The sequence below is a fragment of the Streptomyces sp. NPDC058812 genome (assembly GCF_042744565.1).
GTDB classification, from domain to species: Bacteria; Actinomycetota; Actinomycetes; order Streptomycetales; family Streptomycetaceae; genus Streptomyces; species Streptomyces thinghirensis.
Genome location: NZ_JBHYOB010000001.1, coordinates 701,634 through 715,651, shown reverse-complemented (window position 1 = coordinate 715,651; position 14,018 = coordinate 701,634). Strand labels below are relative to the sequence as shown.

Sequence of the window (14,018 nt, the reverse complement as noted above, 5' to 3'; positions counted from 1 at the left end):
GGCAAGACGGCGTGCGCTGGGGGCGCGCGGTGGAGAGCGTGCTCCTAGCCGCTCACCGTGAGAGTTCCATTTTGAGAGTTCCAATGCAACTCTGGGTTGTGATCAAACTACGGGCCGCCACGAACGGTGCCAGGGGAAGGGGAGTGGGCAACGCATGGACAGCTTTCTTTGGATGCCAACGCGGCCATGGAGCCTGCCGTTTCTGGCGGACGCCGAGCAGGTGTCGTTCTTGCGGCGGGCTCTGCGGATGCACCTGGAGTACTGGGGGCTGCACGAACTGAGAGACGCCGCCGAGCTATGTGCCAGCGAACTCGTCGCCAACGTCATCCGGCATGTCGGGGCTGGCACGCCGTCCACGCTCGTCGCCTCGCTGAACGGCCCTCATCTGCGCATTGAGATCCATGACCCCGATGCTCGCGCGCTGCCGACCCTCGCCTGCACGGGCCCCGATGCGGAGGAAGGGCGGGGGATGGTGCTGGTAGACGCCATCAGTGACCGCTGGGGCGTCGAGTTGACCGGTGACCGCAAGGTGACCTGGTGTGAGTTCCGAATGAGTGCCACCAAGGCGGATCGTCACGCTCCGGTTCCTCGGTTGGCCCGAGCCGCAGATGTGCTGAGTCTGTACGGCGGTTCGGGCTCGGCGCCGCAGCCGGTCGGTCACGGCCGGTTGGGTGCGGCCGTGGCAGAGGAGGCGGCGATCACCATCATCACCGACCTCCTCTACTGGTTCCGCGTGCACGGGCGGGACGCAGACGATGTTCTGGACCAGGCTCAAGCGCACTTCGAGGCGGAGAGCAGAGCCCGACTCTCCTGAGAGCCTGCGTGCTGCGGCCGATGTGCAGGGATCAGCTCGCCTGGATGGCCGAGTACGTCCACACGTCGGCCGGGAGGTCGTGCTTCAGACGCCAGGTGATCGCCATCGGCTTGCTGCCCGAATGCTCCACGTAGGTTGCCGGGCCGAGGAGCATCCACGGCTGGGACTTGCCTATGTCCGTGTTCTTATAGCGGCGCATGAACAGCAGGACGTGGCTGCCGTGACGCGCGTGCTGCTGGTAGCGCAGGCCCGTAGGGGAACTGGCCGCTATCGAGTTCTGGGACTCCCAGTGGAAAAGAGTCGGGTTCAGCGCGTAGTCCTTGTAGCGGACCGTCGGCGAGAAGTCCTTCTCGTTCTTTTCGAGCGTGATGAGGAGCGCATCCGTCTGGAGATCCTCCACCCACTGCACGCCCTGCGCGAAGGACCGCGGCATCTGCCCGCCGAAGCGTGCGACGCCGAGCGCAGCCAGGATCTCCGACCGGTTGTACGCGCTGTGGACCTTCAGCGGGACCTGGCTGAGGCGGCCGGACAGCGCGATCGGGAAATGATCGGCCTGGTCCATGACGTACGTCAGTACCTGCCGGAGCTCCTCCCGCAGCGCGCGCTGCGGGCGCAGGGACGCCAGGCCCTCCTGGAAGCTCCCGAACCCGCCCGCGTTGTCCCAAAGGTTGAAGAACAGCATGCGGGCGTATGCCTGGTCGGTCGGCCCGAGAGCCTCGTACGGCGGGGCGTCGTCCTCCAGGAGACGTAGGTACGCCTGCGCGCGCTCGGGGTCGTCCACGTGCAGGAAGGCGTGGACCCGCTTGAGCAGCGCCGTCTCGCCGAGCGGGGCGGTGTCGGTGATCAGGCCGGCCCGGCGGAGGACGGTCGTCCATGAGTTGTCACTCTTGTACAGCTCCTTGATCTCCCGGCGGCTTTCCCAGAGGTAGTCGGCTAGGCGCGGGGTGCCGTACTCCTTGACCTCCTTCACCAGCGTTTTGATGGTGGCGCCCAGTTGGGTCCGGATGTTGTCGAGGACGAGGTCCTTTGCCTTGCCCTCCAGAATGATCTGGCAGCCGGACGGCAACTGCGGGAACTCGCGCTCGATGTGCTCGGCCAGCCGGTTCCGAGACAGGTTGGTCAGGGCCCTGAACTGCTCTTCGAAGCGGAACTCCGCACGGTGCTGTCCGATGAAGTCGAGGACCGTGAGCACCGGCTTCGTCTCGGTGCGCCGCAGCCCCCGACCAAGCTGCTGGAGGAAGACGGTGGCGCTGTTGGTGGGCCGCAGCAGGAGGAGGGTGTCGACGTCCGGGATGTCGAGCCCTTCGTTGAACAGGTCCACCGAGAAGATGACCTGGAGTTTGCCTTCCCGCAGGTCGGACAAGGCACGGGCGCGTACGTCCGCAGGCGAGTCGCTGTCGAGTGCCACGGCCCGGATGTTGGCGTCGCGGAAGTAGTCCGCCATGAAGTGAGCGTGCGCCTTCGTGACGCAGAAACCGAGCGCACGCATGGCGCCCGGGTCGGAGACCTTGTCCCGAATCTGCTTGACGACGATGCGGGCTCGGGCGTCATTGCCCGTGAAGAGATTGCCGAGCTCTTGATCGGCGTAGGAGCCCTTCTGCCAGTTAAGGTTCGTCAGGTCTGTGCCGTCTGGGATGCCGAAGTAGTGGAAGGGGCACAGCAGGTCGTTCTCCAACGCCTCCCAAAGCCTCATCTCGGCGGCGATGCGGCCCTCGAAGAACTCGTCCTGGACATTGAGCCCGTCCATCCGCTCCGGAGTGGCGGTGAGGCCCAGCAGTTCCTTCGGCGCGAAGTGGTCGATCACTCGCCGGTACGTGGATGCCGTGGCGTGGTGGAACTCGTCGATGACGATGACGTCGAAGTGGTCCGGAGCCAATTGCTCCAGCCTTTGCACGTTGAGCGACTGGACGCTGGCGAAGACGTGGTTCCACTCGCGCGGATCCGCGCCGCCATACAGCAGCTCACCGAACGAGGCGTCGTCGAGCACCTCCCGGTAGGTGCGCAATGACTGCTTGAGGATTTCCTTGCGATGGGCCACGAACAGCAGCCTCGGCCGCCCGCCGGTCGACTCCTTGCACAGGTTGCGGTAGTCGAGGGCGGCCATGACGGTCTTCCCGGTGCCAGTAGCCGCGACCAGCAGGTTGCGATGCCTTCCGCGTATGTCGCGCTCGACGCTCAACCGCTCCAGCATGTCCCGCTGGTGTGGGAAAGGACGCACCTCCAGGCCGGAGAGGTTGATCTTCAGATCGGTGGCCGACGTGGTCCCGCCCGCCTGGGCGAGAGCTCCGTCGAGGCGGTCGCCGTGGAGATCGGGGTCGTACGTCTCGAAGGCAGTGTCGTTCCAGTACGCGTCGAAGGTTGCCTCGAATTTGTCCAGCACCGCGGGTGTGGCCACCGACGACAGACGTACGTTCCACTCCAGGCCGTCGAGTAGGGCCGCACGAGACAGGTTAGAGCTGCCGACGTACGCCGTGTCGAACCCTGTTCGGCGACGGAAGAGCCATGCCTTGGCGTGCAGCCGCGTCGAGCGGATCTCGTAGTTGACCTTCACGGTGGCGCCGAAGTCGCGCACGAGCCTGTCGAGCGCGTGGCGGTCCGTGGCACCCATGTAGGTGGTAGTGATGACCCGGATCGGTACCCCGCGCTCCTTTGCGGCGCGCAGGGAGTCCTCCAGTACGCGGATTCCGTACCACTTCACGAACGCGCAGAGCAGGTCGATACGGTCCGCGGTGGCCAACTCGGCCCTCAGCTCGGAGCCCAGGCTGAGGTCTTCCGGCGAGTTGGTGAGCAGCGACGTCTCGGAGAGCGGGGTGAGCGGGCGGATCGCGTAGGCCCCGGGGGCCTCTTGCTCTGCCAGGGCCAACAACTGTCGAGGTCCCTCGACGATGGTGCTGACGGGTTCGGCATCGCTCTGCTCGCCCACGTCGGCGGCCAGGGACTCCAGGATGCGGTTGGCGAAAGGGACCTGTTCGTCGGCCGGGAGCTGCTTGAGGCGACGGGCCACCATGTCACCTATGTGCCGAGCCAGCACATGAGGGGAGGACTCCGCGCTGACCTCCGCGTCGACAGCCTTCCACCCCGCGGCCTCGAGTCGCTCCAGCTCGCCGTGCACCTGATCCGTGATCAGCTGCTCGTAGACCCCCGCCACCGGCTGCGCCGGTCCCCCCGCTTCTCCCATCACGACCCCCTCGATCACTGAAGCACTGTGGCTCAGTTCTAACAGGAGCCACTGACATCGGGCCATGCCTGTAGCGGGGCGAGGCGACCGTGGTGTGGAGCGCCTCAAATGAGCAGAGCGTGAACACTCACCCGGTGAGTGTTCACGCTCTGCGTAGCCGGTAACCGGCGGAGGGGAGGAGGCGAGGACGGTGGCCGCGCCTGCGCTCAACCCTTCACCCCGTCCGCTAGGAACCCCTCCAACCCGTCCAGCAGCATGCCGCTGCCCTGTTCCGCGTTGTCGCGGGCCTCTGCCGTCTCGCAGGTCTGGTGGAGGGCGATCACGGTGTTGCGGGGGCCCTGCTCGGTGAGGTCGATGGTCATCGTCTCCGGGGTGGGGCGGCCGGGGATGTCCATGCCGAGGACCAGGTGGGTGGGCTCGTCCACCTCCACGTAGGTGCCGGTCAAGGGGAACTCGGCGCCGTCGGGGGTGACCATCGTGGCCTTCCAGGTGCCGCCGGGGCGGACGTCCAGTTCGACGGAGCCGGGGGCGGCGTGGGCCCACTGGGCGTACTGGTCGGGGGTGGTCCAGGCCTGCCAGACGCGCGCCGCGGGGGCGTCCAGGGTGCGGGACAGGGTGTAGGAGAAGCCGTTCGCCGCCGCGTTCGTCTGCTCGGTGCTCATGTCGTCCTGTCTCCTTCGATTGAGGGTTGACGGTTGACGGGGATCGACGCCTTGCGGTTGTGGTGAGTTCGCAAGGCTTTGATGCACCTGTAGACGTCCGGCAGGGCGGAAACTCATCGGTCCGTTGCGGCGGGACCTCCGAGGCCGTGGCACTGCGCGTACGGCTGTTCCGAACCGCACCAGCACGCCGCCCCGCGCTGCGGAGGCCACGCCACCGCGCGGCCCCGGGCGGCCAGCGTCGTCGCGTACTGGGGGAGAAGGGCCGGGTCGGCCGGGGACGCGCCCTCCGAGGCCGCGAAGGCCTCGTACGACGGGACCGTGCCCCGGACCACGCCCAGGTTCGGGGTGCCGGACGACGCCAGCTCGCGCAGTGCCGCCTCTATCGTCGCCAGGTGCTCCTCGTACGAGGGGTACTCGGAGGCGAGGGGCGGGTACGCGTCGAGCAGTTCCGTCAGTTCGTCGGCCGGCCAGTGGAGCATGGCCACCGGGAAGGGGCGGGACAGGGCCTCGCGGTAAGCGCCCAGCTCGGCGCGGAGGCGGGAGATCTCCGCCTCCAGGTCCGCCGGGTTGTCCGAGCCGAGGGACCAGACGCGCTTCGGGTCGTGCAGCTCGTCCAGGGAGACCGGCATGGAGTGCAGGGTGTCGGCCAGGGCGTCCCAGTCGTCGTGGGGCAGGCCCAGCATCCTGCGGACGCGGTGGCGGCCGTAGAGGAGGGGGTGGGTCGAGTACGGGGGTTCCGCCACGTCCGTCAGGAGCAGGCGCGCGCCCTCCGTGAACGTCTCGTGCGCCGCCTCCAGCTCGTCGTGCGCCTCCAGGGCCTCGGCGACGATCACCCAGGGGGCCGGGTCGCGCGGTGACGCGGCGCGAACGCCGTCGATGATCGCCCTGGCCTCCGCCTCGTGGTCGTACTCCCACAGGTTCGAGGCCTTGAGGGCACGGACCAGGGACGGGTTCTCCAGACCGGAGGGGCCGGTGTCGGAGGGCGACAGCAGGCGGTCGTAGAGCTTGGTCGCGGCGGGGCGGTCGCCGGACAGCTCCAGGTGGGCCGCGGCACGCAGGAGCAGGGCCTCGGCGTCCTCGGGGTAGAGGCCGGCGGTCCGCTCCAGGCGTGCCGCTTCGGCGGTGTGGTCGACGTTTTCGGCGGGCGTGTCGGGGCGCATGGTGGACACCGTACTGCCGAGAGGTGACGAAGGTGAGGTGCCCGCCCAGCGGTGCCGATACCGGTGCCGATACCGGTGCCGATACCGGGCTACGTGCGGCTCCTGTATAACTGGGGCAAACGCGTGTACGAGAGGGGGGGTGGCCGATGACCCGCGACCGGGCCGTCCCACGTCCCCTGGACATCTCCCTGCACATGCCGCGTTTCGTGCGCATCCTGCGTTCCGTGCTCGTACTGCTTCTCGTACTCCTTCCCGTCGCGCTCGTCGACGTCGGCAGCCTCTCCGCCACCGTCGCGCTCGCCGCGACCGCCGCGGTCGGTTCCGCGCTCGCCGTCTGCGCCGTCATCGCCGCCCGCTGCGCGCCCGCCGTGCCGCCCACCCGGGTGCGTACGGCCATCAGGGACCGGGACCTGCGTACGGCCTTCCTGCCTCAACGCGATCCCGACGCCCGCGGCCGCCGACGGCCCCGAGCACCCGGACACGCCCTCCCGGCGACCACCGCGTAGGGCACGTACTCCTTCCGTACCTGGCCCCGCGCCGGTCGTGTCGTCATGCCGCCATCACCTTCACCCGGCACGCACGACGAGACCCCCGGAGGGCTCACCCACCCATGTCCGTTTTCGCCAGCCTGGTCGAGCACCTCGCCGACCTGCTCCAGCCGCTGTTCGGCGCTTCCGCCGCGGCCGCCGCCATCGTCCTGTTCACCGCCCTCGTACGGCTCCTCGTCCACCCTCTTTCCCGGGCCGCCGCGCGCGGGCAGAAGGCGCGCACCCAGTTGCAGCCGAGGATCGCCGAACTGCGCCGCAAGCACGCCAAGAACCCCGAGAAGCTCCAGCGGGCCGTGCTCGAACTGCACGCCGAGGAGAAGGTGTCGCCGCTGTCGGGCTGCCTGCCCAGCCTGTGCCAGATCCCGGCGTTCTTCCTCCTCTACCACCTGTTCTCCAGCTCCACGATCGGCGGGCGGGCCAACGAGCTGCTCTCGCACCAGCTCCTCGCCGCCCCGCTCGGCGGGCGGTGGGCGGACGCGCTCGGTGACGGCGGGCCGGCCGGGGGCGCGGGGCTCGTGTACGTCGCGCTGTTCGCGTTCGTCGCCGGGGTCGCCGTCTTCAGCTACCGGCTCACCAAGCGGACGATGGCCGAGCGGCCGATGCTGCCGGCCGGTGCGGGCGCCGGTGACGGGGAGCAGGTGCCCGGGCTCGGCGCGATCACCAAGGTCATGCCGTTCATGTCCTTCTTCACGCTCGTCACCGTGGCCGTGGTGCCGCTGGCCGCCGCGCTGTACGTCGTCACCAGCACGACGTGGAGCGCCGTCGAGCGGGCCGTTCTGTACCGGTGAGGGCACGACGGGACCAGGGCCGTACGACGTGGCCGTGGCCCAGGCTACGGTCCAGTACGTGAACGGGGTATTGCGGAGTGGACCCCGACCTTGGAGGATCGACCAGTCCTCCGATGGTTGTCGCGTTACTGCCGCACCCAGGTCGCACTTCATCGGTCGGGCTGCCCGAGACCGAGGAGTTGGGGATCATGAAGCTGTTGCGAGTCGGTACGGCGGGGTCGGAGCGACCCGCGCTGCTCGACGCCGACGGGACCCTGCGAGACCTGTCGGGCGTGGTGTCGGACATCGACGGAGCGCTGCTCGGCGACGACGCCGCGCTCGGCCGGATACGGGCCGCCGCCGAAGCCGGTGAGCTGCCCGCCCTGGACGGCACGGGGCTGCGCGTCGGACCGCCCGTGGGGCGCATCGGCAAGATCGTGTGCATCGGGCTCAACTACCACGACCACGCCCGCGAGACCGGGGCCGAGCCGCCCGCCGAGCCCGTCGTCTTCTTCAAGGCGCCGGACACGGTCGTCGGGCCGGACGACACCGTGCTCGTGCCGCGCGGCTCCGTGAAGACCGACTGGGAGGTGGAGCTGGCGGTCGTGATCGGGCGTACGGCCCGCTACCTGGAGTCGGCCGAGGAAGGGCTCGCGTGCGTCGCCGGGTACGCGGTCGCGCACGACGTGTCCGAGCGGGAGTTCCAGATCGAGCGGGGCGGGACCTGGGACAAGGGCAAGAACTGCGAGACGTTCAACCCGCTGGGGCCGTGGCTGGTGACCGCCGACGAGGTGCCCGACCCGCAGCGGCTGTCGCTGCGGCTGTGGGTGAACGGGGAGCTGAAGCAGGACGGGACGACGGCGGACCAGATCTTCCCGGTGGGGGAGGTCGTGCGGTACGTCAGCCAGTTCATGGTGCTGCGTCCCGGTGACGTCATCAACACCGGGACGCCGGCGGGTGTGGCGATGGGGCAGCCCGAACCCAAGCCGTATCTGCGGGCGGGGGACGTGGTCGAGCTGGAGGTCGAGGGGCTGGGGCGGCAGCGGCAGGAGCTCAAGAACGGTTGAGCGGGTGGGGCGCGGGTTGCGTCGTCGGCCGCGGGTTGTACGTGGCTGGTCGCGCAGTTCCCCGCGCCCCTTGCAGGGGCGTCTGACTCACGTCAGGAGTGAAGCCAGTCGGCGCCAGCCTTCCCTCGGGAGGCGGGTCATGTCGTCCTCCACCAGCTGGAGGGCCACGTGGTCGGCGCCCGCGTCGTGGAAGGCGTCGATGCGGGCGCGGATCGTGGCCTCGTCACCCCATGCGAACACGGCGTCGATGAGGCGGTCGCTGCCGCCGCCGGCGACGTCGGCGTCGGTGAAGCCGAGGTTGAGGAAGTTCTTGGTGTAGTTCGGGAGCTCCAGGTACATGGCGAGGTAGGCGCGGGCCGTCGCGCGGGCGCGGGCCGGGTCGGAGTCGAGTACGACCTTGAACTCCGGGGCCAGCAGCGGGCCCTCGCCGAGGCGTTCACGAGCCTGCGCCGTGTGCTCGGGGGTGACCAGGTACGGGATCGCGCCGGCCGCCCGGTCCCGGGACAGCTCCAGCATCTTGGGGCCGAGCGCGGCCAGCAGCCGGTGGCCGGCCGGCATGCCCGCCTTGTCCAGGTCGTCGAGGTAGCCGACCATCGTCGAGTACGGGCGGCTGTACCCCTCGACCCGCGGGCCGTGGCTCACGCCGAGGCCGAGCACGAAGCGGCCGGGGTGGGACACCTCCAGCTCGGCGAAGCTCGCCGCCGCCGCGGACGCCTCGTGCTCCCAGATGCTCTGGATGCTGGTGCCGACGACGATGCGCGAGGTCGCCTCGATCAGCGGGGCTGCGTGCCGGGCCGCGGTGTTGCCGCCCAGCCACAGGGCGCCGTACCCGAGCTGTTCCAACTCGGCTGCGGCCTCGGCGCGTTCGGCGCCGCCCGGCGGGTCCTCGGAGCGCAGTTGCGCGCTCCAGACGCCGTACCGTCCGACCGTTTCCTTCAGAGAAGCCGTCGCGTCGTTCATCGGTTGCGATCCCTCCGGTGGGCACCGTGATCATCCTGTGTACCTGCCTGCCAACCACAGGTACCCACCGGTGATTCCCCGAGCGCGCCGCCCGGGGCCGTTCGGGCTACTCGCCCAGGAACCGCTCCAGTGCCTCCACCACGAGCCGGTGGTCCTCGACCTGCGGCAGCCCGGACACGGTCACCGCGCCGATCACACCGACGCCGGCCACGGTGATCGGGAAGGAGCCGCCGTGCGCCGCGTACGTGTCGGCGTCGAGTCGCGAGGACTCCTCGAACGTCGTGCCCTTGGCGCGGAAGCGGGAGCCGACCAGGTACGACGCGGAGCCGTACCGCTCCACCACCCGGCGCTTGCGGGCGATCCAGGCGTCGTTGTCGGGGGTCGAGCCGGGCAGGGCCGCGTGGAAGAGCTGCTGGCCGGCGCGGTGGATGTCGATGGCCACTGGTGCCTGGCGCTCCCGGGCCAGCTCGACGAGGAGCGAGCCGAGCGCCCACGCGTCGTCGTTCGTGAACCGGCGGAAGACCAGGCGGCGTTCCTGTGCCTCCAGTTCCTCCACGGTCGGGACGGCGCTGCTGGGGGAAGGGCTCACAGGTTGACCACCATTCCGTCGCGGGCGGACCGGCGGGCCGCCTCCAGTACGTCCAGGGCGGCGGCCGCCTCGCGGGCGCCGACCGGGTTCGGGCCGCCGTCCAGCAGGGCCTTCGCCACCGCCGCGTAGTAGGCGGGGTAGTCGCCCGCCACGGTGGCCTCCACGCGTCCGCCGCCGGTGAGCGGGGACTCCCCGGAGCCCACGCGGCCCCACAGCGACTCGTCCTCCTCGCCCCAGCCGGGGCCCGGCCGCTTGCCCTCGCGCAGCGCCGCCTCCTGCGGGTCCAGGCCGTGCTTGACGTAGCCGGCCTTCGAGCCCAGGACCCGGAAGCGGGGGCCGAGTTGGGCGGCGGTGGAGGAGACGTGGAGGTGGGAGCGGACGCCATTGGCGTGCGTGACGGCGATGAACGTGTCGTCGTCCGCCTCCGCGTCCGCGCGCCGGACGACCGACTCGGCGTACACCTGTGTGGCCGGTCCGAACAGGACGAGTGCCTGGTCGACGACGTGGCTGCCGAGGTCGTACAGGAGACCTCCGATCTCTGCCGGGTCGCCGGACTCGCGCCAGCCGCCCTTCGGCTTCGGCCGCCAGCGCTCGAAGCGGGACTCGAAGCGCCATACGTCGCCCAGCGCGTCCTCGGCCAGCAGCTTGCGGAGGGTGAGGAAGTCGTTGTCCCAGCGGCGGTTCTGGAAGACGGAGAGCAGCAGGCCGCGCTCCTCCGCCAGCGTCGCCAGCTCGCGCGCCTCGGCCGCCGTGCCCGCGACCGGCTTGTCCACCACGACCGGCAGGCCGGCCTCCAGGGCCGTCGTCGCGAGCGGCACGTGTGTCTTGTTCGGGGACGCGATGACGATCAGGTCCAGCTCGGCGGCCCGCTCGAACAGCTCGTCCGGAGTGGCGACGGTCCGCACGTCCGGGAACTCGGCGCGGGCCTGCTGCTGCCGGTCGGGGTTCGAGGTGACCACCGTGTCCAGGGCCAGGCCCTCGGTGGCGGCGATCAGCGGGGCGTGGAACACGGAGCCCGCGAGGCCGTAGCCGACGAGACCGACGCGCAGGGGGCTGCCGGGAGGAGTACCAGTCATGCCTCCCACTTTCGCAACGGTGTTGCCAAAGTGCAAGCGCCGGGGACAATGGAGGCGTGAACAGGGCGAACGATGGGGTTGGCGGGTACGGCGGCAGTGCGGGGGCGGGTAGGGACACCGGCACGGGTGCGGGCGCGGGTGCGGGCGCGGGCCTCGCGGTGGGCGGCGCCAACCTGCTCGCCCTGCGCAGCCACAACACCGCTCTGGTGCTCGACCTGCTGCGCACCGCGGGTGCCGAGGGCATCAGCCGGCTCGAGCTCGCCGAGCGGACCGGGCTCACCCCGCAGGCGGTCAGCAAGATCACCGCCCGGCTCCGGGAGGACGGCCTCGCCGCCGAGGCCGGACGCCGGGCGTCCACGGGCGGCAAGCCGCGCACGGTACTGCGCCTGGTGCCGGAGGCGGGCCACGCGCTCGGCGTCCACCTGGACCGGGACGAGCTGCGGGCGGTGCTGGTCGACCTCGACGGTGCCGTGGTGGGGGAGCGGCGCTCCCCGCTGGACCTGGGCGCGGGCGCGGCGGACGTGGTGGAGGCGGTGGCGCGGGCGGCCCGGGAGCTGGTCGCCGACACGCTGGCCCCGCCGGGAGGAGTCCTCGCCGCCGCGCCCACCCTCCTCGGCCTGGGCGTCGCCCTCCCGGGCCCGCTCGACCACGTCCGGGGCGTGCTGCACCGGGTCACGGGCTTCCCGGAGTGGGACGGGTTCCCGCTGCGGGACGCGCTGGCGCGGCGGCTCGGCGTGCCGGTCGTCGTCGACAAGGACACCAACGCGGCGGCGCTGGGCCTCGCGGTCGGCGGGAAGGGCGACGCGGTCGGCGGCGCGAGAGGCGCTGAGTGGGGCGGTGAGTGGGGCGGTGAGGGCGTCGGTGAGCGGGACGGTGAGCGGAGCGGTGAGGGCGGTGGCCGGAGAGGCGGCGCAGGGGACGGCGTGGGCGGCGGCGCGGGCGGCTCCTTCGCCTATCTGCACCTCGGTACGGGACTCGGCGCCGGCCTCGTCTTCGGCGGCGGCGTGCACCGGGGTGCCCGGACCGGCGCCGGGGAGTTCGGGCACCAGGTCGTCCAGTTGGACGGGCCGCCCTGCACCTGTGGTGCCCGCGGCTGCATAGAGGCCCTGTGCCTCGCCGCCGTGGCCCGCGGCGACCTCGCGGAGGCGGCCAGGGTGCTGGGCGCGGGCGCCGCGAACCTCGTCGGGCTGCTCGACATCGACCTGGTCCTGCTGGGTGGCCGTACCGTCGCCGCCGCGCCCGAGGCCTTCGTCCACGGGGTCGGCGCCGTCCTCGACGCCCGCGCCCGGCGCGAGGGCGGACACGACGGCGCCGTACCGGTGCGGATCGCGCCCGGCGGGACGCGCGGAGTCGCGGGGGGCGCGGCCCAGTTGCTGCTCGCGCCGCTGTTCGGGCGGGGGGATGCCTGACGGGGCCCGGCCGGCGTCCCGGTGCCGGGCGAGCCCCGGTGCGGGCCCGCGCCGCCGCTCAGCGGCCCACCGCGCACGCGTCCCCGTTGAGCATGAACCGCGGCGGTGGCGACGCGTCGCCGGTGTGGTCGGCGAGATAGCCCAGCGTCACGCTCGCGCCCGGCGCGATGGCGGCGTTGTGCGGGGCGCTGCGTGCCGAGATCGTGTTGCTGCCCTGCGTCAGCTCCGTGTTCCAGTCGGAGACGACCGTCTGCCCGAGGGCCAGCGGGAACTCGAGCGTCCAGCCGTTCACCGGGGCGTCGCCGATATTGGTGACCGTGAGGTCGACCGTCGTACCGGTGCCCCAGGCCGTGACCGTGCGGTCCACCCGGCAGGTGGGTTCCTCGCGCGTGAACGACACGCGGTGCAGGCCGCCGGGCAGGTCGTTCACGACGTAGAACTCCCCGTCGACCGTCGTGCCGATCGACGTCACCTGGGTGGGCATCTCCCCGATCTCGGCCTGCTCGTAGCCGCCCCGGCCGTCGGGGCGCAGCGCCCAGACGGTGGACGAGCAGTAGTCGGTGGCGATGTAGGTGCCGCCGACCAGGTCGGCGTACTGCTCGCCCCGGTAGACGTGGCCGCCGATCACCGAGCAGCCGCCGGTGTAGGGGGAGTAGGTGAAGACCGGCTCGGTGTACTCCTCGCCGGGCCCGCAGTCCCCGCCGGTGAACTTCTCCAGCCCCTCGTAGCAGGACCAGCCGAGGTTCAGTCCGCCCCGGCCGGCTGCGATGTGGTCGATCTCCTCCCAGCGTCCCTGGCCGACGTCGCCGATCCACAGCGAGCCGTCGGCGGCGTCGAAGGAGAAGCGCCAGGGGTTGCGCAGCCCGTACTGCCAGATCTCCTCGCGGGCGCCCGCGGCGTTGACGAAGGGGTTGTCGGCGGGGACGCAGTAGGCGAGCGGGGCGCAGGCGCGGCTCACGTCGACGCGCATGATCTTGCCCAGCAGGGTGTCCAGCCGCTGCCCGGCGTCGAAGGGGTCGCCGGAGCCGCCGCCGTCGCCGATGCTCCAGTACAGGTTGCCGTCGGGGCCGAAAGCCAGCTGCCCGCCGTTGTGGTTGCTGTACTCGGCGTGCTCCTGGGAGAGCAGGACTTCGAGGCGGGACTCGTCGAGCCGGTAGCGGGCGAGGGTGACCGCGCCGTCGGGGAGTGCCGTGTACGCCAGGTACAGATCCTGACTGTCGGCGAAGTCGGGCGGGAGGGCGATGCCGAGCAGGCCTCGCTCGTTGCCCGACTCGTCCACGGCCGAGGTGATGTCGAGCAGCGGGGGCCCGGCCAGGCCGGTGTCCGGGTGGTAGACGCGGACGGTGCCGCGCTTCTCGGTGATGAACAGGCGGTCCGTGCCGTCGTCGGGGGCGGCGAGGGCGGTGGGCCGTCTCAGACCGGAGGCGACCTGGGTGGTGGTGGCGTTGAGTGACGGGAGGGGGACGGGGTCGGGGGGTGCCGGTGCCGGTGCCGGTGCGGCTGCGGCTGCGGTCGTGGCTGCGGCGGGCGCGGGGGTCAGGGTGGTCAGCAGGAGGGCCGGCAGCAGCGCCGTGGCGAGGGTGCTCAGGACGAGCGTCAGGCGGCGCCGCGCATGGTGGACATGTATATGACAATCCATGAAGCCTTCTCGTCCTTCTTTCCGTGGGCGTCGGTGGCGTGGGAGCGCTCCCGTGGCGCTCCCGCACCCAGGCTGCGGCCCCCGAAGCGGAGCGGCAACGCGTGATTGCGCCACTTTCACGCCGCCTGGCGCAAACAGTGCCGATCGGT

12 protein-coding genes are annotated in these 14,018 nt (G+C 71.1%); 5 read left to right on the top strand and 7 right to left on the bottom strand.

Translation table 11 applies throughout. The annotated features are described in order from the left end of the window. Window positions 1-154 precede the first annotated feature (154 nt). Window positions 155-814: an ATP-binding protein gene (locus tag ACFW48_RS03285; RefSeq protein WP_386309961.1), complete on the top strand. Its 660-nt coding sequence runs from the start codon at window positions 155-157 to the stop codon at window positions 812-814. 31 nt (window positions 815-845) lie between these two features. On the opposite strand, the gene ACFW48_RS03280 is transcribed toward ACFW48_RS03285, so the two are convergent. From ACFW48_RS03280 to ACFW48_RS03270, 3 genes are all read right to left on the bottom strand, one after another. Then, window positions 846-3,992, bottom strand: coding sequence for a DUF3427 domain-containing protein (locus tag ACFW48_RS03280; RefSeq protein ID WP_386309960.1), 3,147 nt, complete (start codon window positions 3,990-3,992; stop codon window positions 846-848). A gap of 206 nt (window positions 3,993-4,198) precedes the next feature. Further along, the gene (locus tag ACFW48_RS03275; protein ID WP_386309958.1) at window positions 4,199-4,654 is read right to left on the bottom strand and encodes an SRPBCC domain-containing protein; all 456 of its coding nucleotides are present in this window, start codon (window positions 4,652-4,654) and stop codon (window positions 4,199-4,201) included. A 113-nt stretch (window positions 4,655-4,767) separates the two neighbouring features. Continuing rightward, window positions 4,768-5,814: an SEC-C domain-containing protein gene (locus tag ACFW48_RS03270; RefSeq protein ID WP_386309956.1), complete on the bottom strand. Its 1,047-nt coding sequence runs from the start codon at window positions 5,812-5,814 to the stop codon at window positions 4,768-4,770. A gap of 194 nt (window positions 5,815-6,008) precedes the next feature. Between ACFW48_RS03270 and ACFW48_RS03265 the strand changes: the two genes are divergently transcribed. The 3 genes from ACFW48_RS03265 (at window position 6,009) to ACFW48_RS03255 (ending at window position 8,196) form a co-directional block, all read left to right on the top strand. Further along, window positions 6,009-6,320: a DUF6412 domain-containing protein gene (locus ACFW48_RS03265; RefSeq protein ID WP_386310253.1), complete on the top strand. Its 312-nt coding sequence runs from the start codon at window positions 6,009-6,011 to the stop codon at window positions 6,318-6,320. Between the two features lie 104 nt (window positions 6,321-6,424). Next, window positions 6,425-7,150: a YidC/Oxa1 family membrane protein insertase gene (locus ACFW48_RS03260; RefSeq protein WP_386309953.1), complete on the top strand. Its 726-nt coding sequence runs from the start codon at window positions 6,425-6,427 to the stop codon at window positions 7,148-7,150. Between the two features lie 188 nt (window positions 7,151-7,338). Then, window positions 7,339-8,196: a fumarylacetoacetate hydrolase family protein gene (locus ACFW48_RS03255; protein ID WP_386309952.1), complete on the top strand. Its 858-nt coding sequence runs from the start codon at window positions 7,339-7,341 to the stop codon at window positions 8,194-8,196. An 87-nt stretch (window positions 8,197-8,283) separates the two neighbouring features. Here the strand turns inward: ACFW48_RS03255 and ACFW48_RS03250 are convergent, their stop codons facing one another. The 3 genes from ACFW48_RS03250 to ACFW48_RS03240 form a co-directional block, all read right to left on the bottom strand. After that, entirely contained in the window at window positions 8,284-9,156 is an 873-nt protein-coding gene (locus ACFW48_RS03250; RefSeq protein ID WP_386309950.1) for an LLM class F420-dependent oxidoreductase, read from the bottom strand. Window positions 9,157-9,262: 106 nt separating this feature from the next. Next, entirely contained in the window at window positions 9,263-9,745 is a 483-nt protein-coding gene (locus ACFW48_RS03245) for a heme-degrading domain-containing protein (protein ID WP_386309948.1), read from the bottom strand. Next, the gene (locus ACFW48_RS03240; RefSeq protein ID WP_386309946.1) at window positions 9,742-10,821 is read right to left on the bottom strand and encodes a Gfo/Idh/MocA family oxidoreductase; all 1,080 of its coding nucleotides are present in this window, start codon (window positions 10,819-10,821) and stop codon (window positions 9,742-9,744) included. Before ACFW48_RS03240 ends, ACFW48_RS03245 begins: the two co-directional genes overlap by 4 nt. Window positions 10,822-10,877: 56 nt before the next feature. On the opposite strand from ACFW48_RS03240, the gene ACFW48_RS03235 reads away from it, so the two are divergent. Continuing rightward, entirely contained in the window at window positions 10,878-12,230 is a 1,353-nt protein-coding gene (locus tag ACFW48_RS03235; RefSeq protein ID WP_386309943.1) for an ROK family protein, read from the top strand. A 58-nt stretch (window positions 12,231-12,288) separates the two neighbouring features. Here ACFW48_RS03235 and ACFW48_RS03230 read toward each other — a convergent pair whose 3' ends face one another. Continuing rightward, entirely contained in the window at window positions 12,289-13,869 is a 1,581-nt protein-coding gene (locus ACFW48_RS03230) for a PQQ-dependent sugar dehydrogenase (RefSeq protein WP_386309941.1), read from the bottom strand. Between the last annotated feature and the right edge of the window lie 149 nt (window positions 13,870-14,018).